This is a genomic window from Pedobacter sp. WC2501 (assembly GCF_052682415.1).
This window is the reverse complement of the sequence record NZ_JBQZFI010000001.1, coordinates 14,615-37,027: the sequence shown is the minus strand read 5'-3', so window position 1 is coordinate 37,027 and position 22,413 is coordinate 14,615. Positions and strand designations below refer to the sequence as shown.

Annotated in this window: 13 protein-coding genes; 7 read left to right on the top strand and 6 right to left on the bottom strand. The window is 38.4% G+C overall.

Annotated features, from left to right (window positions below; translation table 11 throughout):
• Nucleotides 1–58: 58 nt before the first annotated feature.
• A complete protein-coding gene (locus ACUN24_RS00125) occupies nucleotides 59–1,873 on the top strand; it encodes a MutS-related protein (protein WP_445560731.1) in 1,815 nt (604 codons plus the stop codon).
• Nucleotides 1,874–2,118: 245 nt separating this feature from the next.
• On the opposite strand, the gene ACUN24_RS00120 is transcribed toward ACUN24_RS00125, so the two are convergent.
• Nucleotides 2,119–4,659 (bottom strand): PKD domain-containing protein, encoded by a 2,541-nt coding sequence (locus tag ACUN24_RS00120; RefSeq protein ID WP_445560730.1) that lies wholly within the window; start codon nucleotides 4,657–4,659, stop codon nucleotides 2,119–2,121.
• A 98-nt stretch (nucleotides 4,660–4,757) separates the two neighbouring features.
• On the opposite strand from ACUN24_RS00120, the gene ACUN24_RS00115 reads away from it, so the two are divergent.
• Together ACUN24_RS00115 and ACUN24_RS00110 are read left to right on the top strand one after the other, a co-directional pair.
• Nucleotides 4,758–6,095 carry a GH1 family beta-glucosidase gene (locus tag ACUN24_RS00115; protein ID WP_445560729.1) on the top strand — a complete coding sequence of 446 codons (1,338 nt, stop codon included), beginning with the start codon at nucleotides 4,758–4,760 and terminating at the stop codon, nucleotides 6,093–6,095.
• A 54-nt stretch (nucleotides 6,096–6,149) separates the two neighbouring features.
• Entirely contained in the window at nucleotides 6,150–6,584 is a 435-nt protein-coding gene (locus tag ACUN24_RS00110) for a DUF2007 domain-containing protein (protein ID WP_445560728.1), read from the top strand.
• Between the two features lie 1,365 nt (nucleotides 6,585–7,949).
• Here ACUN24_RS00110 and ACUN24_RS00105 read toward each other — a convergent pair.
• From ACUN24_RS00105 to ACUN24_RS00095, 3 genes are all read right to left on the bottom strand, one after another.
• Nucleotides 7,950–10,229 (bottom strand): aconitate hydratase, encoded by a 2,280-nt coding sequence (locus ACUN24_RS00105; RefSeq protein WP_445560727.1) that lies wholly within the window; start codon nucleotides 10,227–10,229, stop codon nucleotides 7,950–7,952.
• 191 nt (nucleotides 10,230–10,420) lie between these two features.
• Nucleotides 10,421–13,186 carry a bifunctional aconitate hydratase 2/2-methylisocitrate dehydratase gene (locus tag ACUN24_RS00100; protein ID WP_445560726.1) on the bottom strand — a complete coding sequence of 922 codons (2,766 nt, stop codon included), beginning with the start codon at nucleotides 13,184–13,186 and terminating at the stop codon, nucleotides 10,421–10,423.
• 913 nt (nucleotides 13,187–14,099) lie between these two features.
• On the bottom strand, nucleotides 14,100–14,756 hold the full coding sequence (locus ACUN24_RS00095) for a polysaccharide deacetylase family protein (protein ID WP_445560725.1): 657 nt from the start codon (nucleotides 14,754–14,756) through the stop codon (nucleotides 14,100–14,102).
• A gap of 19 nt (nucleotides 14,757–14,775) precedes the next feature.
• Between ACUN24_RS00095 and ACUN24_RS00090 the strand changes: the two genes are divergently transcribed.
• The 4 genes from ACUN24_RS00090 to ACUN24_RS00075 all read left to right on the top strand — a co-directional run bounded on the left by ACUN24_RS00090 (nucleotide 14,776) and on the right by ACUN24_RS00075 (nucleotide 20,237).
• Nucleotides 14,776–16,176: a TolC family protein gene (locus ACUN24_RS00090; protein WP_445560724.1), complete on the top strand. Its 1,401-nt coding sequence runs from the start codon at nucleotides 14,776–14,778 to the stop codon at nucleotides 16,174–16,176.
• A gap of 107 nt (nucleotides 16,177–16,283) precedes the next feature.
• Complete coding sequence (locus ACUN24_RS00085; protein ID WP_445560723.1) at nucleotides 16,284–17,624, top strand: efflux RND transporter periplasmic adaptor subunit; 1,341 nt, start codon at nucleotides 16,284–16,286, stop codon at nucleotides 17,622–17,624.
• A gap of 174 nt (nucleotides 17,625–17,798) precedes the next feature.
• A complete protein-coding gene (locus ACUN24_RS00080) occupies nucleotides 17,799–18,797 on the top strand; it encodes an NAD(P)H-dependent glycerol-3-phosphate dehydrogenase (RefSeq protein ID WP_445560722.1) in 999 nt (332 codons plus the stop codon).
• Between the two features lie 1,095 nt (nucleotides 18,798–19,892).
• On the top strand, nucleotides 19,893–20,237 hold the full coding sequence (locus ACUN24_RS00075; protein WP_445560721.1) for a hypothetical protein: 345 nt from the start codon (nucleotides 19,893–19,895) through the stop codon (nucleotides 20,235–20,237).
• Nucleotides 20,238–20,289: 52 nt separating this feature from the next.
• Here the strand turns inward: ACUN24_RS00075 and ACUN24_RS00070 are convergent, their stop codons facing one another.
• On the bottom strand, nucleotides 20,290–20,796 hold the full coding sequence (locus tag ACUN24_RS00070; protein ID WP_445560720.1) for a hypothetical protein: 507 nt from the start codon (nucleotides 20,794–20,796) through the stop codon (nucleotides 20,290–20,292).
• A gap of 222 nt (nucleotides 20,797–21,018) precedes the next feature.
• Nucleotides 21,019–22,350 carry a 30S ribosomal protein S12 methylthiotransferase RimO gene (gene rimO / locus ACUN24_RS00065; protein WP_445560719.1) on the bottom strand — a complete coding sequence of 444 codons (1,332 nt, stop codon included), beginning with the start codon at nucleotides 22,348–22,350 and terminating at the stop codon, nucleotides 21,019–21,021.
• Nucleotides 22,351–22,413: the final 63 nt, after the last annotated feature.

The following is a 22,413-nucleotide window of genomic DNA, read 5'->3' as shown; positions in this document are numbered from 1 at the left end:
AACAAAAAATACAATCTATCCATCTGATAACTTCAAAAACATATACTGAATAAAAATTATGCTAAAACAACAACAAGAAATAATTGCCGGTTACCAGGACAAAATAAAAGAGGTTACTGCAGACATAGATCAAACAAAAAAACTGATCGATCAACTTTCTTTCCTCCGTATAGGTTTGTTTTTGGCCGAAATTTTATTTTTCATTTTGCTGGTTCGCTCGGCAGACGATAGCCTGCGTACATTAATCCAAATTTGTTTGTTACTGCCGGTAATTGCCTTCGTCTTTATTGTTCGCAGACAAAGCCAGCTCGACCGCGATATTGATTATAAAAAACAACTTTTATGGGTTTACCAGAATGAATGGAACATACTAAATGGTGCTACTAACGGATACGACCATGGTAAGGCATTCGAATCGGAGCTACATCCTTACACTTCCGATCTTGATATTTTTGGTGCCGCATCACTGTTTGCCCTGATTAACCGCTGTAGTACCAAAAGCGGGAATAACATTCTGGCTAAAAATTTCGCAGAGAAATCGACGAGAGATAAGATATTATACCGCCAGGAAGCTATAAAAGAAATAAAAGATAAGATAACCGAAACGTATAGCTTTAGGGCGAATCTGCATGGTTACGACCCGGATAAAATAGAGCAGATTAAAATACAGCTTAAACACCAATTGGGTGCTCAACTGGGATTTGTTAAGGGCAGTTTTTTAAGGTTGTACGTCAAGCTGGTACCATATATTTCGGTTGGGTTAATTTTAGCGGTGATTCTTATTAGCAGTGCTTTTTGGAAAGTATTAGCGCTTTTATTTGTAATCCATACAGGATGGAACGTTTTATTAGGCTCAAAAATCAATAAGGTTTTTTATACGTTTGGCGGAAGTTCGAACCTGTTAAATGGTTACGCCAGTGCTATTTTATGGACGGAGAATCAAAACTGGAAAAGTTCGTATATTTTGAGTTTACTAGACTCAAAAATCCCGGTAAGCAAAGAAATTAAAGGGTTATCTAAAATTATCCAGAACTTTGATGCCAGGCTGAATATCCTTGTTGGAGGTATATTAAATGCCCTTTTACTTTGGGATCTAAAATGCTGCATCAGTTTAGATCGTTGGTATAAATCTTCATCAAAGGATGTGATTTCGGCCCTTGACCACCTGGGTGATTTTGAAGAGCTGATTTCGCTGGCCACTACTGCCTATAACCAACCTGATTGGGTTTTTCCAATAATTAACGACCAGTTTGCATTAGGCACCACTCATGTTGGCCATCCGCTTATTAACAGGGAGGTAAGGGTAAGCAATGATTTTTGTGTAGAGGCAAAACCAACCGTTGATATTGTAACGGGCTCTAACATGGCGGGTAAAAGCACTTTTTTACGTACTTTGGGTATCAATATGGTATTGGCTTATGCCGGTGCACCGGTTTGTGCCAAAACGATGCAATTATCTGTTTTTTCAATCAATACTTATATGCGGATTAAAGATTCGCTGAACGAAAGTACCTCTACCTTTAAGGCAGAACTCAACCGTTTGAAGATGATTCTGGATAATGTTGTAAAGGACAAAGACACTTTTGTATTGATTGACGAAATGCTGCGGGGTACCAACAGCCGGGATAAATATTTAGGATCAAAAGTTTTTATACAAAAGCTGGTTGCTGAAAAAACTCCTGCACTTTTTGCTACTCACGATTTACAATTAGCGGATCTGATTGTTGATTACCCCGAAACCGTCCGTAATTTCCATTTCGATATCCAGATTACGGAGGGAGAAATGAAATTTGATTATTTGCTAAAATACGGGCCGTGCAAGACTTTTAATGCAGCTATTTTGCTGAAAGAGATTGGTTTGACTTTGGATTAATACTTAGTGATATATAAGTGGTGTCAGATGTTACCATCTGACACTATAAAAAGAAAAGTCGATTTTTCATTCAATTTCATTAATCCGTAATTGGTGAATTAATATTTGGTTGTTAACTAAAGCAGATTAGTAATCATAAAAAAATGCCAAAGTAAGTTTAGATACCTTAAATTATAAAGTGCCACTGGCACAAGATACTACTCTGATTAAAACACCTTAAATGTTTATCAACGAATATTAATAAGTTACCTGATTAAGGTTATAGAGCCCGAATATTTAACATTGTTATTAGATAAGTTAGTGCCAGAAATGATGTAATAATACACGCCAACCGGGAGTTCGTTACCCTTAAAAGTGCCATTCCAATTTTCAAATATATTATTGGTAAAGAAAATTTGGGTACCAAGGCGATTGTAAATATGAATGTTATATTTTTTGAGGTTAGTTACACTAACAACCAGTTCATCATTAATCCCATCGCCATTTGGGGAGAATGCATTTGGAACAAATGTAGATGCATTTTTTTTGATAATGAGGTCGCCTTGAGTGATTGAATTTGAGCAGCCGTTTTTAGAAAATGCGGTTAAAGTAATTCGGAATAATCCATCGGTTTGATAAATATGGGTGGGGTTTTGTTCTGAAGAGGTAAGACCATCGCCGAAACCCCATTCATAAAAATCCCCATAAAGCGACGTATTCGTAAATGTTATAGGTACCGGAGCAGAAAACTTAACGTCAAAGGTAGGTTCGGTATAAAATTTAGCTACTGGAATTCTTGCAATTGCGGGAACAATGATCGTTGCGGGTTCTGAGTTACAAGAGCCTGATGTTAATACAACCTGATATTGTCCAGCCAGATTAAAATCTGTTACCGGAATTTCAATGGCGTTTGTGGTGGCCGAATAATTGTTTGGCCCGCTCCATGCATAAGTGATCCCTTCCTGTGCCGGTACAGCTAATTTTATGATGTCTTTTAAACAAAAGAAGGGTTGATTAATACTTATTTCTGGTTTTTCCGGCTTCAGTTCTACCAAAACATCTTTTGTAAAGGTAGAAACACAGCCATTATCGCTTTCAACTTTCAAGGTAATTGTTTTAAGCCCTGCCTTAGTAAAGGTTAATATTTTACTGTCGTTATTAATGGCAACCTCGCTTTCTACTCCCGGGCCAAAATCCCAGCTGAGTTTCGTATAGTTTTTAGAAGCATTGATAAACGAAAAAGATTGGTCTGATTCGCATTTATGATTAACCTCAATCGAAAACAGTGCTTCAGGCTTTAAATCGACCGATAAAATGTCTACCGAATTTAGCTCACTCACACAATCTCCTACCTGGACATAAAGCTTATATGTTCCAACGATTTCTGGTCCGCTTGCCTGGATTTCAGGGCTCTGGTTTGTTGAGACAAAACCATTTGGCCCTGACCAGTGGTAGCTGGCTAAATTTAAAAAAGGAGTGCTTAATTTTAATACGTCTCCCTGGCACAAATTAACCTTCGAAGCGCTTATGATAGGTTTTTCGGGTGTGTTTGCTACAATAAAAGTTTGCGTAGTAACTACATTGCAACCGTTTGTGCCTTTGGCTTCTAAAACCACAATTTTCTCACCTGGAGTGTTATATGTTATGGTAAATGGCCCGGCTGTTGTGGCCGAAGCCAAACTTGCCCCTTCACCAAAAGACCATTTTAAGGAGGCGAAGTTCGATGCCTTGCTTTCGAAAGTATAGGCCTGGTTATCGGTACATGCATTTAGTTTCTTAACATCAATTTCGGCAGTTGGACCCGCAAAATCTGCCGTCCCACCGAATTCTAATGTAAAACCATTATTCCCTCCCGAAAAATTATCAATTAATATAGCATAAACATGGTCCTGTTGCAGTTCTACATATTTTACAAACCCATTTTGGCCGGCAGGGCAACCGAGCGCTTCATTCAAATCAGTTTCCGTCATACTTAGGCCGGTTTTATAATAGGAAGGGCTACAGGTTACGCCACTTCCTGATGCACACCGGATAGCATTTGCCGCACTTATTTTACTACAATCCCCGTTCAGGCCTAAATCGTAAAAAACCCAGTCAATGTCGTTTGTGGTTACCGTAGGCGTGATTACAAAAGTAAAATCGCCGGGCTTGGAAGCCTTAAACATATACCAGGCAGAGTTAGATTCTGTACCCAGGCAGGTTCCAGCCGATTCGTGATTGTTTGCTCCCGAGCCAGTTACATTTAACTGTGTAAATGTTTCTTTTGTGCACAATACTGAAAATGTCCCACAATCTTGTCCTGGTTGTATTGGTGGGAAATAATTATCGATACAAAGTTTAAAGGTACCGGTAGCATCATTTGCTGCGCTTACCCTAACATAGTAAACCTGGCCTACTGTTAAAGCGCCTTTGTATAAAGAAATAACATTATTTGATGTGGCTTGCGAGCCAGGATGCTCGGCAATAGAATTAGTAGCCGGATCAAATGAATATAAGGCAATCAATGGATTGATTAAAGTATTTGTACTATTGGCATCAATTTTTCCGCTAACAGAAATGTTTACGTCAAACTTAGATGCAGTAAACTTATACCAAACATCTTTTCCAACAGCCGGCCAGTTTAAAGCTTTATTATAATTGCTTGTGGTAGCTTCTAAATTATTAAATTCGGCATCGCCACTACAATATGCGCTGGTATTGGTAATATTTATGGCATTTATGAGTTCGTCATTAATGGGTGGGGTAAATTTTCCAAAGGCAGAGAGATTTAGTGTTGCCAATAGAAAAAGAATTAATAAGTAGCGCATAGGTAAAAATATCAAAAATTGTTTTTATTTCGAATCATTTTAATTGTTAATGATTTGTTAATATTAAACTCGCAACTTATGGCAAATAATGGATAACAATGGTTAAGGCAAGCGATTTTGGTCAGGATTTTTTGTGGGGGGTAGCTACTGCTGCTGCGCAGATAGAAGGCACAGCAACCCAGTACGGTAAAGGCCCTTCCATTTGGGATACTTTTACGGCGAAAAACGGCAAAATAAAGAAGAGCCACAAATTAGATCCCGCCTGCGATTTTTATCACCGATATACCGAAGATGTAGCTTTAGTAAAATTACTTGGCTTTAAGGTTTTTAGGTTTTCTATTGCCTGGTCTAGGATTTTGCCCGGCGGAAGGGGAGAAATAAATCAGGAAGGTATCCGTTTTTACCACAATCTTATTGACGAATGTTTAACACATGGAATTACCCCATACGTTACGCTTTATCACTGGGATTTACCGCAGGCACTGGAAGATGAGGGCGGCTGGACAAGCTTTAGCATCAATGCTGCCTTTAATGCCTTTGTGAGCATCTGTGCATTAGAATACGGAGATAAAGTAAAAAATTGGATTGTGTTGAACGAGCCTTTTGGTTATACATCATTAGGGTATATGCTTGGTATTCATGCTCCTGGTAAAACAGGTTTGAGCAATTTTTTCCCTGCAGTATTACATACGGCTTTGGCACAGGCAGAAGGAGGTAAAATTTTACGTGCAGAAATTAACAGAGCCAGTATTGGCACTACTTTTTCCTGTTCAGAAATTATCCCTAATACACAAAGTGATAGCGATATCCTTACCGCTAAACGCGTAGACTGCCTGATGAACCGTTTGTTTGTAGAACCTACACTAGGCATGGGCTTTCCTACAGCAGATTGGGATGTGTTGGAGAAATTTCAGATCGAATATGGTACCTGGCGACTGCAGGAAAGGATGAAATTTGATTTTGATTTTATCGGACTTCAAAATTACTTTCCCCTGGTTGTAAAATACAACGCCTTTATCCCAGTAATCCAGGCCTGGGAAGTAAAGGCCAAAAGCCGGAAAAAGCCACACACTGCGATGGGCTGGGAGATTAATGCCGATAGCTTTTATAATATTGTAAAACAGTTTGCAGCTTATCCCGATATCAAAAATATCATGATTACTGAAAATGGTGCAGCCTATCATGATAAATTGACAAATAAAAAGGTAGAAGATCCGGAACGGATCGAATATTTTAAACTTTACCTCAGTGCTTTACTAAAACTCAAAAATGAAGGGATAAATGTTACCGGTTATATGGCCTGGACACTCATGGATAATTTTGAATGGGCCGAGGGTTTTACAGCAAGGTTTGGACTGGTCTATAACGATTTTAAAACTCAGGAACGTACCATTAAAGATTCAGGCTATTGGTGGCAAGAATTTCTGAAAAGTTAGTTAATCGTTTACTGTTTTCACTTTCATAATTAAACAAATTCTTATGTTTGGAATATGAATGATAAAACAGTAGTGTACAGCACCTATTATAATCCAATGGAGGCCAATATTATTAAAGCTAAATTGGAAGATAGCGGGTTTGCCTGTTACCTGGCGGATGAAAATTTTGCAACATTAAATCCACTTTACAATCAAGCTATTGGCGGTGTTAAACTTATTGTTTTTGAAAGAGATATAGAGGCCATCAACGCTTTACTGGCTGAAGACAATAGTTTGACTTTTGGATCATCAGATGAAATTACTGATGAAGAAGAATCAGAAGAAGGTAAAACAGTTTGTGAGAAATGTGGATCTACCAATGTTGGCTATGGGATGGCTACGAATAAAAAATATAGTATCTGGGCAATTATACTTGCTTTCTTAACGCTTACCACTCCAGTTAAAGCCAATAATTGCCACCATTGTTACGATTGTGGTCATGAGTTTTGAAGAGGATGTAACGTTCAAAATTGATCTTAAACATCAATTTAGATCCTTAAAATATTGTAGGCTATTAGGGATTTTATTAATCATAACCCCACTAGCTATTTATATGCTGGGTTGGTGGCCTTTGGTTGATTTCCGGTTCTTTGGGTACATGTTATCGGTTTTATTCATCTTTTTGCTTCCCGTTTTTTATTTACACATTACTTACTATATCAAAAATCGAAAAGCTAGCTTTATAATATTCGGTAATTCTGATTTGTATCTTTATTCATATAAAAACAACCGGTTTGAATTTAAGCAAAAGGATATTGAAGTTATTGAACAACATATCGGAATTTACCATGAAAATAATCTTGATTTTGCAAACCGCCGATCAACTCTTTGGACAAATTACCACTATGTTAAGATTCGATTGAAAACCGGAGATCATTTCTTTTTAACCTCACTTATGATTGATTATAAATGTTTTCCAATGCATATTTATACAACAAAATATCGCTTTATACCATATTTAAAATGAATGTTTGCAGGACAATGTTCTAAGGATGCTTTCCAAAAAATATGGCAATTATTTATTATTTCATTTGAAGCGCAAGGTCAGAGGCAGCTATTAAGGTTTGTTCCCGTTCTTCGCTGTATCCTTACGCTGCGCTTCAGGGATGCCGCTCCGCCCGGGGCTAGAAGGTTCTTTACTGCAAGCAAGTTAAAATTTCCCCTCATGGCGATCCAGGGAATATTTATGTGAAAAGCACCCCTGTTTCTGCCATCTAAACCCGATATACGCGAATGCTGGTTTCTTCAACCAGCAGCAGCATTAGCGGGACTAAGCACAACCTAAGAACTACTGCAACTGCTTTTAAGAAAAATAATGAGGTTAATCCTAATTGATAGATTTGTCATCCTGAGGGTTAATTAATTGTTTAAAATCAATATGGTGACGTATAATTTTCTTCTCTTGTCCCAGGGCACGGTCTTGCCTCGGCTCGTCGCCGCCGAAGGGCTCTTTCTTTTTGGCAGCAAAAAGAAACAAAAACTGCCGGCTGAAAATTTTTCTTTCGAAGCTACTAGGTTGGCTTGGACAGTGCAGCCCGAAAAATTTGTTAGGCCGGATTTAAGTAGAACGGGGATATCGTGCTATGGCCTAGCTGGGCAGAAATACTAAAGTAATTAAAATACTGATTAGTAATGATTTATAAAATAACGTCAATGGTAGCCTGTCGAAGGACTTTTTGTAATGATTTCAAGGCATTTCGACAAGCTCAATGTGACAAAATGGAGAAGAACAAAAAATCCCGTTCTGAATTAACAAAACGGGATTGATATTGTTTTCATCCAGACCTCGGACTTCCGACTCTAGACTTCGGACTATTAAAGCGCTGCCTTAGCCGCTGCTTCAGCCCTGATGATATTTAGTGCACCACCAGCTTTAAACCACTCAATTTGTTGAGCGTTATAACTGTGGTTAACCGCAAACTGTTCGGTCGAGCCATCTGCATGGTGTAATACCAATGTTAATGGTTTATCAGGCGCAAATTCTGTTAAGCCTAAGATATCGATGGTATCATCTTCTAAAATTTTGTCATAATCATCTTTATCTGCAAAGGTTAAACCTAACATACCTTGTTTCTTCAGGTTGGTTTCGTGGATACGGGCAAAAGATTTTACCAATACCGCGCGAACGCCCAGGTGGCGTGGTTCCATGGCTGCATGCTCACGAGATGAACCTTCGCCGTAGTTTTCGTCGCCTACTACAATCGAACCTAAACCAGCAGCTTTATAATCGCGTTGTGTAGCCGGAACAGGGCCATATTCGCCAGTTAATTCGTTTTTAACGTTATCTGTTTTATCATTAAAGTAGTTAACTGCACCAATCAACATGTTGTTAGAGATGTTATCCAGGTGGCCACGGAATTTTAACCATGGACCAGCCATTGAGATATGATCTGTTGTACATTTACCTTTTGCTTTGATTAAAAGTTTTAAACCTTTTAAGTCGGTGCCTTCCCAAGGGGTAAACGGATCTAACAATTGTAAACGGTGTGAAGTTGGAGAAACCAGAACCTGAACGGATGAACCATCAGCTGCTGGTGCCTGGTAACCTGCATCTTCGACAGCGAAACCTTTTGTAGGCAATTCAAAACCAGTAGGTGGATCTAATTTAACCTGTTCGCCTTTATCGTTAGTTAAGGTATCCGTTAATGGGTTAAATCCTAAGTTCCCTGAAATAGCAATTGCAGCAACCATTTCTGGCGAAGCTACGAAAGCGAAAGTATTAGGGTTGCCATCAGCACGTTTAGCAAAGTTTCTGTTAAACGAGTGTACAATGGTGTTTTTTTCGGCTTTCTCTGCACCTGTACGATCCCACATACCGATACACGGTCCGCAGGCATTGGTAAAGATTGTTGCATCTAAATCTTCGAAAGTTTTTAAGAAACCATCGCGGTCTGCCGTGTAACGTACCTGCTCAGATCCCGGGTTGATACCGAAAGCAGAGTTGGTTACCAAACCTTTTTCGATAGCCTGGTTGGCAATAGACGCTGCCCTTGATAAATCTTCGTATGAAGAGTTGGTACAAGAACCAATTAAGCCCCACTCAACTTTTAATGGCCATCCATTTTTCTCTGCCTCAACTTTCATTTGAGAAACCGGAGTAGCTAAATCTGGTGTAAAAGGACCGTTTAAGTAAGGTTCTAAAGTATCTAAATCGATCTCAATAACCTGATCGAAATAATTTTCCGGATCAGCATATACTTCAGCATCACCAGTTAAGTAAGCCGCAATTTTGTTTGCTTCATCTGCAACTTCATTTCTGCCGGTAGCACGTAAGTAACGTTCCATGCTTTCATCGTAACCGAAAGTAGAAGTGGTTGCACCAATTTCAGCACCCATGTTACAAATGGTACCTTTTCCGGTACAGCTCATTGAAGTAGCACCATCGCCAAAATATTCTACAATAGCACCGGTACCACCTTTTACAGTCAGGATACCAGCTACTTTAAGGATGACATCTTTGGCTGCGGTCCAGCCATTTAATTTACCGGTTAGTTTTACACCGATTAACTTAGGGAATTTAAGCTCCCAAGGCAAACCTGCCATTACATCACAGGCATCAGCACCACCAACACCAATCGCAACCATACCCAAACCACCTGCATTTACAGTGTGCGAATCGGTTCCGATCATCATTCCACCCGGGAAAGCATAGTTCTCTAAAACTACCTGGTGGATAATACCAGCACCTGGTTTCCAGAAGCCGATACCGTATTTATTGGATACAGAAGATAAGAAATCAAAAACTTCGGCACTTTCGGTTTTGGCATGGGGTAAATCTATGGCAGCACCTTCTTTAGCCGTAATCAAGTGATCGCAGTGAACTGTCGAAGGAACGGCAACTTGTGGACGGCCCGCCTGCATAAACTGCAATAAAGCCATTTGCGCAGTAGCATCCTGCATCGCTACCCGATCTGGTGCAAAGTCTACGTAATCAGAACCACGCTTAAACGCCTTTTTAGGATCTCCATCCCAAAGGTGTGCATACAATATTTTTTCAGATAATGTTAAAGGTCTGCCAACAACTTTACGCGCAGCCTCTACGCGGCTACCAAAGTTTGCATAAACCTTTTTGATCATGTCTATATCAAAAGCCATACTTTAATTTTTATAATTATTGTCAATAAGATACTATCTAAATTAAACAATTTTAAACAGATTTATTTTTGAGATTTGTCATAATATCTTATTTAAAACCATTCTATGCAACTATTCTGCAAAATAAAAGGCTATCAGATCTCTCGGATAGCCTTTTATAAGGTTTAACAAATAATATGTTTTTTTGTTTCTTATTGTTTTGTAGAAATAGGGGTAAACTTGGTTAAGTTAATGCCTTCTACTGCCATTTTATATTCTTCAATGCTCGGAATACGACCCAAGATCGCTGAAAGAACGACTACCGGGGTTGAAGCCAGTAAAGACTCTCCTTTTTTACCATCTTTATCTTCTACCACACGCCCCTGGAATAAACGTGTAGAAGTAGCCATTACCGTATCACCTTTAGCTGCTTTCTCCTGGTTACCCATGCAAAGGTTACAACCTGGGCGTTCTAAATACATGATGTTTTCATACTCGGTACGTGCTGCAGCTTTAGGTAATGCATCGCTGAACTCAAATCCAGAATATCTTTGCAAGTATTCCCAATCACCTTCTGCTTTCAATTCATCAATGATGTTGTAAGTAGGGGCTGCAACTACCAATGGCGCTTTGAATTCTACTTTACCAGTCTGCGTCTCTATGTTTTTTAACATTTGAGAAACGATTTTCAAGTCATCTTTATGTACCATGCATGAGCCAACGAAACCAAGATCTACTTTTTTATCGCCACCGTAATAAGTTAAGTCTCTGATGGTATCGTGTGTATAACGTTTAGAAACATCAGCGTTATTTACATCCGGATCTGCAATCATTGGTTCTTCAATTAGATCAAGATCAATTACTACTTCAGCATAATATTTAGCATTATCATCTGGCATTAAAGCTGGTTTGATACCTGTTTTAATTTCCTCAATACGTTTGTTTGCTTTATTGATCAAGCCTTGTAGAACCTGGTTATGGTTATCCATACCTTTGTCTATCATGATTTGAATACGGTTTTTAGCAATTTCCAATGATTGGATTAAAGTATCGTCCTGCGAAATACAAATAGATGCTTTTGCTTTCATTTCAGCAGTCCAATCGGTAAAGGTAAAGGCCTGATCAGCTAATAAAGTGCCGATATGTACCTCAATGATACGGCCCTGGAATACGTTTTCGCCATCAAATTGTTGCAACATTTGTAATTGCGTGGCATGAACTACATCACGGAAATCCATGTGTTGTTTCATTTCACCTTTGAAGGTTACTTTTACTGACTCCGGAATTGGCATAGAAGCCTCGCCGGTTGCCAATGCCAATGCCACCGTACCAGAATCTGCACCAAATGCCACACCTTTAGACATACGGGTATGCGAGTCGCCACCGATGATAATGGCCCACTCATCAATGGTAATATCATTTAATACTTTATGAATAACATCAGTCATCGAATGATATTCCCCTTTAGGGTCGCGGGCAGTAATTACCCCAAAATCATTCATAAACTTCATCAGTTTAGGGATATTTGCCTGTGCTTTTTTATCCCAAACAGATGCCGTATGGCAACCTGACTGGTAAGCGCCATCAACAATTGGAGAAATCACTGTAGCGGCCATTGCCTCTAATTCCTGAGCTGTCATTAAACCGGTAGTATCTTGCGAACCTACAATATTTACTTCAACACGAACATCAGAGCCGGCATGTAAAACTTTGCCTTGTGTTAAACCTACTGCATTTCTATTGAAGATTTTTTCAACAGCGGTTAAACCTTGCCCTTCTACAGATACTTCTTTCGCAGGAGCAAATACTGCAGAAGCTTCGATACCTAATGTTTTAGCTGCAAAAGTTTGGATTTTTTTACCGAAAACGATGGCATAAGAACCGCCTGCTTTGATAAATTCCATTTTTTGAGGAGTCAATGCTTTTGAAATATCAATTAGCTCCTGGTCTCCATTGTATAATTTTTTGGTTCTGGTATTAATGGTAAGTACCGTACCCGTTTCAATGGAGTAAACTTGCTCTAAAATTGGCTCGTCATTTTCGTTACGGATAACATTGCCATTCTCATCGGTTTTCTTTACCCAGTTTTTAAGGTCGATACCAATACCACCAGTTACATCAACTGTGGTTAAAAAAATTGGAGAAATACCATTGGTACCACCTACAATTGGCGCTATGTTTACAAATGGGATAAAAGGGCTAGATCTTTTGCCCGTCCAAAGTGCCACATTATTTACGCCTGACATGCGCGAGGAACCTACACCCATGGTGCCTTTTTCAGCTACCAGCATTACACTCTTATCTGGGTGTTGCGTCTGCAATGCTTTGATTTCTTCCTGAGCCTCTGGCGTAATCATACATTTACCATGCAGTTCACGATCAGAACGGGAGTGTGCCTGGTTACCTGGAGATAATAAATCTGTAGAAATATCGCCTATCCCGGCAATAAAGGTTACCACTTTAATTTCTTCTGCTACTTCAGGAAGTTTGGTGAAAAATTCAGCCTTAGCATAACTTTCTAATATTTCTTTAGCGATGGCATTGCCATTGTTATAAGCTTCTTTTAAACGATCTGTATCTGCATCGTACAAGTAAACCTGTGTTTTAAGAACATCTGCAGCTTTATGGGCTTTATCACCATTATCGGCTAAGGCAATGTCTAATAACACTTTGATAGAAGATCCACCCTTCATGTGCGATAACAATTCGAAAGCAAAATCAGGTGTGATTTCTGCAACGATAGCTCCGCCTAAAATAATTTCTTTTAAAAACTCTGCTTTTACACCAGCTGCTCCTGTAGTGCCCGGCAAGGTGTTGTATATGAAAAAATTAACAGCATCTGCCCTGTTAAAATTATTTACATTTTTGATTTGATCGATGATTTCACTTAATAATTCAGCGCCATCAATAGGTTTGGGATGAAGACCTTGAGCTTTTCTGTCTTCAATCTCCTGGATATAATCGTTATAAATACTCATCTTGGATAGTTTATTCTTTTTGTGATAAGATTGTGCAACGAAATGTACACCCGCTTTTTACAAAAAAAGAATACTGCTTTTTTATATTAATTTGCGTTTATTGAGCCAATGGGGCACAATTTTTTGGTTAAAACAAAAATAGCAAAAAACAACCCTTAAATATAATTTAGGTAGGCGATTCAGTAATTTGGAATTATTCTAAACAACTGAAAATGGTGTAAATCCGCAGTCCTAAAAACCGTATAAATTATGGTCAGGTTTATGTGATTAATAAGTGTTTTTTGAGTGCTTGATATAACTTAAAATCGTTCATCCTTACCTGTTGATTATAATCCTCGGGCTATACAATAAATAAAGAATTGTCATCCTGAGGGATAATTTATTATTAAAAATCAATATGAATGACAGAGCGTTCTATTGCTATTTTCCGGCGAGGAATCGTCATTGCGAGAAGGCTTTTCAGCCGACGAAGCAATCTTACAACGATCGCTAACAGCGTGCGCTTTAAGATTGCTTCGTGCCTCGCAATGACGACCTTTTTTGGGAGTCTGTCAATGGTAGCCTGTCGAAGGGCCTATTTGAATACTTCACAAAGCGTTTCGACAAGCTCAACGTGACAAGTTCGAATGGAATCACAGTGTATAATATAGACTCCTATCTGGCAGAAAGATGCTGAATCAAGTTCAACATGGCAATCGCGCCATAAACAGGCTAAAATTTGTGCTGGAAAATAAGGTTCCTGTAAGTTAGGTAAATTAATTATAAATGATACGACCTCAATAGCGGGGTTAACCGTTCGTTATCGGACATATTTGTACGATTTTGAACAGTTATTTGTTTTGTATTATTTTAATAAATTGATATACAGTATTTTGAAATCTATTTAGAGCCTTGGCATAACATTAGCTTAAGGCTAAAGCGTTGAAAATGTAAAACCTTTTTCAGTAAAATAAGCCAATATTTTGGGAAGTGCGTAAGATAAACGGTCGAATGCTTTTAAACTATCGTGAAATACAATTATGGAACCATTTTCAGTATGTTTAATTACGTTTTGATAACATTTTTCGGGTGAGAGTTTAGTGTCGAAATCGCCGCTAAGCACATCCCACATTACGATGCTTAGTCCTGAGTCGGTAGTCTTTAGTCCTGAGTCAGACTTTGGATTAGGGACTTTAGACTTCAGACTTCGGACTTGGGACTTTTTGATTCTCCCGTAAGGTGGGCGGAAAAGCTCAGTTTTCGTAAGTTCCTGGCATTTTATTGTATTTTGAAGGTAGGTTTCATCATCGGTTTTCCAGCCTTTTAAATGATTGAAAGTATGGTTGCCAATGGCATGTCCGTCGGTTTTGACGCGTTCAAAAACTTCGGGGTGTTTAACAATATTATCACCGATGCAAAAAAATGTAGCTTTAGCATTGAAAGCTTTCAAAGTTTTTAATACAAAATCTGTAACATTGGGTATAGGTCCATCGTCAAAGGTCAGATAAATAACTTTTTCGGTGCGGGATTTATTCCATAACAGTGATGGATAATACCATTTTAGCAGAAGCGGTGATTTGATCAGGTACATTTAAGTTCAAAGTTAGTAAATGCCTGAACAGATTGAAATTATTAAAGTTGTTTATATAGATTTGAAACAAATTATGAAGATGTTTACCAAGAATAAGTTAATTACCGGATCTGCGTTATTAGTGGCATTAAGTTTTAATCAGCAAATTAAGGCTCAAGAAGTGATCAGCATTCAACAAGCGGTCGAAAACACATTAAAAAACAATCTAAACATCAAACAAGCCGCATTTAATGCCGCGCTTAGCGAAGAAAATGTGCGCCAGTCTAAAAATGCTTTATTGCCCACAGTAAATGGTTCTGTTAACCAATCTATGCAATGGGGAAGGAGCCAGGTAACATCGGGGTTGTTTCTAAATACACAAAATTATACCTTAAACCCTAATCTATCTGCGAATGTGCAGGTATTTGGAGGTGGTGCTCAATTGAATCAGATCAGGCAGAATAAGTTATTGCTGGCCGTAGATCAAACCAATGTAGATAAAGTAAAAAATGATCTTATTCTGCAGGTTGTAACCGCTTATTTGCAGGTTTTAAATAACCAGGATCAGGTTAAAGCTACGCAGCAACAATTAGACGTTGCTAATTCTACTTTAAAAAGAGAACAGGCCCTTTTGGATGTTGGTAATAAAACTTTAGCCGATATTTCACAGGCCAAATCGCAGGCTGCAACCGCTGAGCTTAATCTAACCAATGCGCAGAATCAGTTAACGATATCCTATTTAACTTTAGGACAATTAATGGAAATTCAGCCACCAATGACATTTAAGGTGCAGCCGCCATTGGTTAACGAATTGAATAACATTCAGAACAATTATGTGCCAAGTGATATTTATAGCCAGGCTTTAAATACCTTTCCCGATATCAAATTAGCAAGTTTAAATACAAAAGCAGCAGAAAAAGCAATTGATGTAGCCAAAGGTAGTTATTACCCTAAAGTTACTTTTGGAGGAGGTTTAGGGTCTTTCTATCAATACCAGTTTACTTTACCTGGAAATAGTCCATTTTTTAGTCAACTGTCTGACAACTTCGGTAAATCAATTAATATGGGTATTTCAATTCCTATTTTTAATGGTTTTACCACCAGGTCGACCGTAAGAAAGGCTAAAATAGTATTCGAGCAGCGCAAAACAGATGAGCAAATCTCTAAAAACAACCTGATTAAAGTAATCAATCAGGCTGTCGCCGACTTAAACGCCGCGCAAAGCAGGTATTCTTCTACCCAAAATGCTTTTCAGGCACAAAAAGATGCCTTTTATGTTATCGAGCAACGTTATGCTGTTGGTTTAGTAAACTCTTTGGATTACAGTACTGCACAAACCAATAAAAATAAAGCCGAAATAGATTTTATCTTAGCAAAATACGACTTACTGTTCCGTGCCAAGGTAATTGATTATTATTTAGGCAAACAGATTGTTTTTTAAGACTAAAAACTAAAGCTGGGGGCAAATTGAATTTTAACATCAAAACCTTTCAACCTTTTTAGCCTTAAAACATTACAACTTAAAATAAACGAAATACAATACAAATTATGAAACTGAAGCATATTATTATTACCGTAGTTGCTATCGTAGTCCTTCTGGTTGTGCTCAAACTGGCCGGAGTGATAGGTGGAAATAAAACCGAAAAAGTAACTACAGAAAAAGCATCAGATAAAACTGTTGTGGAAACAGTTACTGCGAGTGGAAAAATCCAGCCAGAAACCGAGGTTAAATTAAGTTCTGAGGTATCTGGAGAGGTTGTAGAGCTAAAAGTAAAAGAAGGAGATATTGTTAAAGCAGGCCAATTGCTTTGTAAAGTACGTCCGGATGTGTTACAATCGGGTTATGAAAGAACCGTGGCAAGTTTTAATGCACAAAAAGCAAGCGTAGCTGCAGCACAACAACAGCTTGCCCAAAACCAGGCTAATTTTGTGAATGCTGAAGCTACCTACAAACGTAATGTTGAGCTTTTTAATAAAAAAGTAATTTCAGCTTCAGAGTTTGATGCAGCAAAAGCGGCATTTTTAACCGCTAAAGCAAATTTAGCCAGCGCAAAAGAAAATGTAACCGGCGCCAAATTTACTTTAGAGCAAACTGGTGCAAATGTTAAAGAAGCCGGTGCTAACTTAGCTAAAACCACTATTTACGCACCGGTTGATGGTGTGGTTTCTAAATTATCAATTGAACTTGGAGACCGTATTTTGGGAACTTCGCAAATGGCAGGTACCGAGATTATGCGTATTTCTAATCTTTCCTCTATGGAGGTTAATGTTGATGTGAACGAGAACGACATTACCCGCGTTAAGGTTGGCGATAAAGCTTCGATTGAGGTTGACGCATTTTCTGATAAGAAATTCAGAGGTGTGGTTACCGAAATTGCAAGTTCATCAACGGCAGTTGGAACTACCACATCTACTTCTGTTGATCAGGTGACGAACTTTTCTGTAAAAATCAGGATTACAGAAGAAATGGAAGGCAAACAACAATCTATTTTCCGTCCGGGCATGTCGGCAACGGTTGATATCGAAAGCGAATCGTTAACCGGATTGGCTATTCCAATCCAGGCGGTGTTTACTGATAATGCAAAATCGGATGGTGGCAACAATAACCAGGGCAACCAGGAAAATACCGATAAACAGAAATCGAAACTTACCGACAAAAAGGTGAAGCAATATGTTTACACTTACGATGCTAAAAGCAAAAAAGTTAAAAAAACAGAGGTGACTACAGGTATCCAGAACGATCAGTTTATTATTGTAAAATCGGGTGTTAAAGCCGGAGATGAAGTTGTAACTGGTCCTTATTCTGCCATTCAGAACAAATTGAAAGATGGTATGGTTGTAGAAAAAACAGCTAAAGACCAATTGTTTAGCAAAGACGGAAAGAAGTAGTTTATAAATAATAGCAAGAAATAGTAACTTGCGTTGTTTAAGGTGTATTCCTAAGGTTTAGGGTGTAAGATTTAAGGTATAGGGCGTTAAGCCTAACCTTAGGCCTTACACCTTTTGCCTTATACCTTTTGAAAAAGAGTTTTACACCTTTTACCTTAAACCTTTTATATAATCATGGTACCTAAAATAGCAATGATAGGGGGCGGGAGCTGGGCTACTGCCATCGTAAAAATGCTTGCAGATAATTTGTCTGAGAAAGAGATTTTTTGGTGGATGCGTAACGAAACAGCCATTGAACATATTAAAAAATTTAAACACAATCCTCATTACCTCAGTTCTGTTGAGTTAAAGCTCAATCAGGACAATATCTCGTCTGATATCAGTTCAATTATAAAATCAGCTGATTTCGTTATTTTAAATGTTCCTGCAGCTTTTTTAAAGGAAACACTTTCTTCCATAACTTCTGAAGATTTAAAAGGTAAGAAAATAGTATCTGCCATTAAGGGAATTGTGCCTGAAGATAACCTGATTATCGGCGAATTTTTGAACGAAAAATACAACATCCCTTATCACGATATTCTTGTGGTAAGCGGCCCCTGCCATGCCGAAGAAGTAGCCTTTGAGAAACTTTCTTACCTGACTATTGCCTGTACTGATGTAGAGAAAGCATCCGCATTTGCCTCGATTTTAAATACACGCTACATTAAAACCAATGTATCTGACGATATTTTCGGTACAGAATACGCTGCTGTTTTAAAAAATATTTACGCTGTAGCAAGTGGCATTTGCCATGGCATAGGTTATGGCGATAACTTTCAGGCCGTGCTCATTAGCAACGCCATACGAGAAATCAAACGTTTTGTGGATTTGGTTCATCCCATTAATCGCGACATTAAAGAATCTGCCTATCTGGGCGATTTGCTCGTAACTGCATATTCGCAGTTCAGCCGCAATCGTACTTTTGGTAATATGATAGGCAAGGGGTATACCGTAAAATCGGCACAGTTAGAAATGAATATGGTAGCCGAAGGTTATTATGCCGCAAAATGCATGCACATCAAAAACCAGGAGTATAATGTCGACATGCCCATCTGTAAGGCTGTTCACAGCATCATTTATGAGAAACGATCGCCACAGATAGAAATGAAGCTATTGGCGGAGAAATTAAACTAAAACTGGTGCAGGTTAATAATTATAGTGATTTGATCCAATAATTGTTTTTATAAAGCAGGTTTTGTACCCGTCGGTTAGGGCAGTCCCTTCTTTTCTGTAAATTATCAGTCGTTTTCTAATTTCTTCTTTGCAGTAAAAGTGTTTTTAGCCCCGGGCGCAGCGGCATCCCTGAAGCGCAGCGGAGGGATATAGCGTAGTACGGGAACAAACTTTAATAGTAGCTCTGGCTCTGTGCTTCAAAAAAAAGGAATAAGTTTTTTTGTAAAGCAGGTTTTTAGCTTTTCGGTTAGGACAGTCCTTCTTTCCGCTATTATCTTTTTGTGAGAGCTTAGTGGAAACATTCTTGTTTGTGCGCCAAAAAGGATAACCACTGCAATAAGGTTTATTTAACAGAGGACAGTGTAAGGAACAATTAACGCTTTGCCTATTATAGACATTTTGTGTTTTGTTCTTTGCAGGAACAACGTTTATAGCCCCGGGCGCAGCGGCATCCCTGAAGCGCAGCGGAGGGATATAGCGTAGCACGGGAACAGACTTGAATGGATTATTACTGTCCTTGCGCTCCAAAAACAAATCTTTATTTTTTATTGTAAACCTGAGTTCGATTAATAATGTGATTTAATTTGGGTTTGGTGCCTTGTATGAACGGTCGTCACCCTGAACTTGTTTCAGGGTCTTTATAGCAAGGCGGTTTAACAGGAAAGATGCTGAAATAAATTCAGCATGACGAAACGGCTAGCCAATTCGTCCTAATAAAGTACATTAATTTTTAAACATTAATCGAACTCAGTTTGAAAAGCAGGCTCATTGCTTTTCGGTTTGGGCAGTCCTTCTTTCCGCTATTATCTTTTTGCGAGCGTTAGCGGAAATGTTTTTGATTGTGCACCAAAAAGGATAGCCGCTACAATAAGGTTTATTAACAAGAGCTAGTATAAGGAACAAAACTGATACCCTGCACGCTAAAAAAGCATCCTGAAAATTACGTTTCTCAATCTCAAAAAAAAATCTAATAACATTTATTAATAAATACTTTGCTATCAAACAAAAGAGGTGGCGAACTGTTATCATTATCAGTTAAATAAAAATATAGCTGTCATGAAAAAGAAATTAGTAATGGGTTTATTATCAATGGCCTTAATTGGCGGTGTAACCCTTAGCGTGAGCGCACAGGAAAAGAAAAAAACTGAGGTAGGTAAAGCAATAGATCATACCGGGAAAGCAATTGGTAAAGGTGCTAAATCGGTAGGGAATAAAACTGCTGAGGTAGCGGTAAAAGGCAGTTCGAAAGTTGCTGATAAAACCTGGAAGGGCAAAATGGCACCAGACGGTTCTGATGTTTATATCAATGCAAAAAATGAGAAATACTATGTAAACTCAAAAGGAGCCAAAATCTGGTTAAAACCTAGTCAGATTAAAAACAGGCCTGAACCTAAAAAATAGCATAAAAATCCCGGTGAACTTAATCACCGGGATTTTTTTTGCAAGTGATACCTCACTCTTTAAATTTTAAGGTATAGATACTGTTGATATACTCATTGTTAACATTTGGGAGTTCTTTAGGAGCATCTGTTTTATTAATCAATAATTTTTCGACCATTTGGTTATTCACCTTTAAGTTAAGTTCATAAAGCTTTTCGCCAAGCTTAAGATAAAAGGTATTATCAATGCTTTTCGCTTCACGGCTTATTTCAGAAGAAACAAGCTGATAATAATCCATTTTCAAGTTATTTGTATAGGTAAAGGGCTGGCGAATGTCAAAACTGATTTTTTTGATTACATCGTTGGCATCTTTAGCATAAAGCTGTATCTGGGTTTTATCTAAAAAACCAGTGGTTTTAGGGTTAAGAAGATCTGCATCGGTACTGTTTTTAATTACCAGGCCTAAGCTTGTGTCATAAGTTATAGGTGAGCAGGCACATAGTCCGCCGCCGTTGGTTATTTTTTTGCAACCTAAATTGGTGATGAAAATTAACAGGAGAACAAATAGAATTTTTTTCATTTAGCTTAAATATTGAGTGATACTTTTAAAATTTAAAGGCATATCTTTTGCAATTAACGGTAATGATTTAGTCAATCAGGTTTATTGCTTCCATATCTGGTTCTATTCATTAAACGACGGTGTGGCGGTATTCGCTACAGCTGAAAGCAAATATTTAAATGTGTATAAATGCAAAAACCCCAAAAGCAGCGCTTTTGGGGTTTCGTATTCTTGTAGTTTTTTTTAAACTATAGTTCCGTATAAATCGAAATCTTCTGCTCTGTCAACCTTTACATTAACAAAACTTCCATTAGCCGCATAACCTGTTGCAGCATCGATTAACACTTCATTATCTACCTCTGGTGAATCAAATTCGGTTCTGCCTACAAAGAAGGCACCTTCTTTTTTATCAATCAGCACTTTGAAGGTTTTGCCTACTTTTTCCTGGTTAATATCAAATGAAATGCCTTGCTGTATTTCCATGATATCATCAACACGTTGTTGTTTAACTTCATCGGGGATATCATCAACCAATGTATGTGCATGTGTTTTTTCCTCGTGCGAGTAGGTAAAGCAACCCAAACGATCGAATTTGGTTTCGGCAACCCATTCCTTCATTTCTTCGAAATCGTGTTCAGTTTCCCCAGGATAACCGCAGATTAAAGTCGTACGCATAGCGATATTCGGAACTTTATCTCTAATCTGGTTAACCAGATCGATGGTTTTCTGTTTAGTGGTACCGCGACGCATAGATTTTAGCATGTTATCGGTAATGTGCTGTAGTGGCATATCCAGATAGTTGCAGATGTTGTCGCGCTCATTCATGGCATCTAAAATTTCCATTGGGAAACCAGAAGGGTAGGCGTATTGCAAACGGATCCATTCGATTCCCGGAACATCCGACAGGCGACGCATCAGCTCATCTAATTTACGTACGCCGTAAAGGTCTAATCCGTAATAAGTAAGATCCTGAGCAATTAAAATCAGTTCTTTGGTGCCGTTTTTGGCCAGTATTTTAGCTTCGTTAACCAGTTCTTCCATCGGCTTGCTCATGTGCTTGCCACGCATTAAAGGAATGGCGCAGAAAGAGCAGGGACGGTTACAGCCTTCAGCAATTTTGAAATAAGCGAAATGAGAAGGAGTGGTTAATAAACGTTCGCCAATCAGCTCGTGTTTGTAGTTAGCACCTAGTTCGTGCAGAATATTTTGTAAATCATTGGTGCCAAAAAAGGCATCCACGTTGGTAATTTCCGATTCCAGTTCTGGTTTATAACGCTCAGAAAGGCAGCCTGTAACTACAACCTTACCAATTTTGCCAGCCTCTTTAAGTTCGCTGAACTGAAGGATGGTATCAATTGATTCCTGTTTAGCATTGTCGATAAAACCGCAGGTATTAATTACAACGATATCATCTTTACCCATCTTGTCTGATTCGTGTACAACGTTTAAATTGTTGCCACGCAACTGCCCCATCAACACTTCCGAATCGTATATGTTTTTTGAACATCCTAATGTAATCACATTGATTTTAGGCTGTTTAACTGCGCTTTTACTTCTAACTATTTTGGTATTCATATTATATTGATTTACGCCTTCCTTGCGGTTTGATTCCACAGATTTGGCGATTCCACAGATTAA

Coding starts and splice junctions, on each gene's coding strand:
- ACUN24_RS00125 (WP_445560731.1), top strand. CDS start 59: ATGCTAAAACAACAACAAGAAATAATTGCCGGTTACCAGGACAAAATA.
- ACUN24_RS00120 (WP_445560730.1), bottom strand. CDS start 4,659: ATGCGCTACTTATTAATTCTTTTTCTATTGGCAACACTAAATCTCTCT.
- ACUN24_RS00115 (WP_445560729.1), top strand. CDS start 4,758: ATGGTTAAGGCAAGCGATTTTGGTCAGGATTTTTTGTGGGGGGTAGCT.
- ACUN24_RS00110 (WP_445560728.1), top strand. CDS start 6,150: ATGAATGATAAAACAGTAGTGTACAGCACCTATTATAATCCAATGGAG.
- ACUN24_RS00105 (WP_445560727.1), bottom strand. CDS start 10,229: ATGGCTTTTGATATAGACATGATCAAAAAGGTTTATGCAAACTTTGGT.
- ACUN24_RS00100 (WP_445560726.1), bottom strand. CDS start 13,186: ATGAGTATTTATAACGATTATATCCAGGAGATTGAAGACAGAAAAGCT.
- ACUN24_RS00095 (WP_445560725.1), bottom strand. CDS start 14,756: ATGTACCTGATCAAATCACCGCTTCTGCTAAAATGGTATTATCCATCA.
- ACUN24_RS00090 (WP_445560724.1), top strand. CDS start 14,776: ATGCCTGAACAGATTGAAATTATTAAAGTTGTTTATATAGATTTGAAA.
- ACUN24_RS00085 (WP_445560723.1), top strand. CDS start 16,284: ATGAAACTGAAGCATATTATTATTACCGTAGTTGCTATCGTAGTCCTT.
- ACUN24_RS00080 (WP_445560722.1), top strand. CDS start 17,799: ATGGTACCTAAAATAGCAATGATAGGGGGCGGGAGCTGGGCTACTGCC.
- ACUN24_RS00075 (WP_445560721.1), top strand. CDS start 19,893: ATGAAAAAGAAATTAGTAATGGGTTTATTATCAATGGCCTTAATTGGC.
- ACUN24_RS00070 (WP_445560720.1), bottom strand. CDS start 20,796: ATGAAAAAAATTCTATTTGTTCTCCTGTTAATTTTCATCACCAATTTA.
- rimO (WP_445560719.1), bottom strand. CDS start 22,350: ATGAATACCAAAATAGTTAGAAGTAAAAGCGCAGTTAAACAGCCTAAA.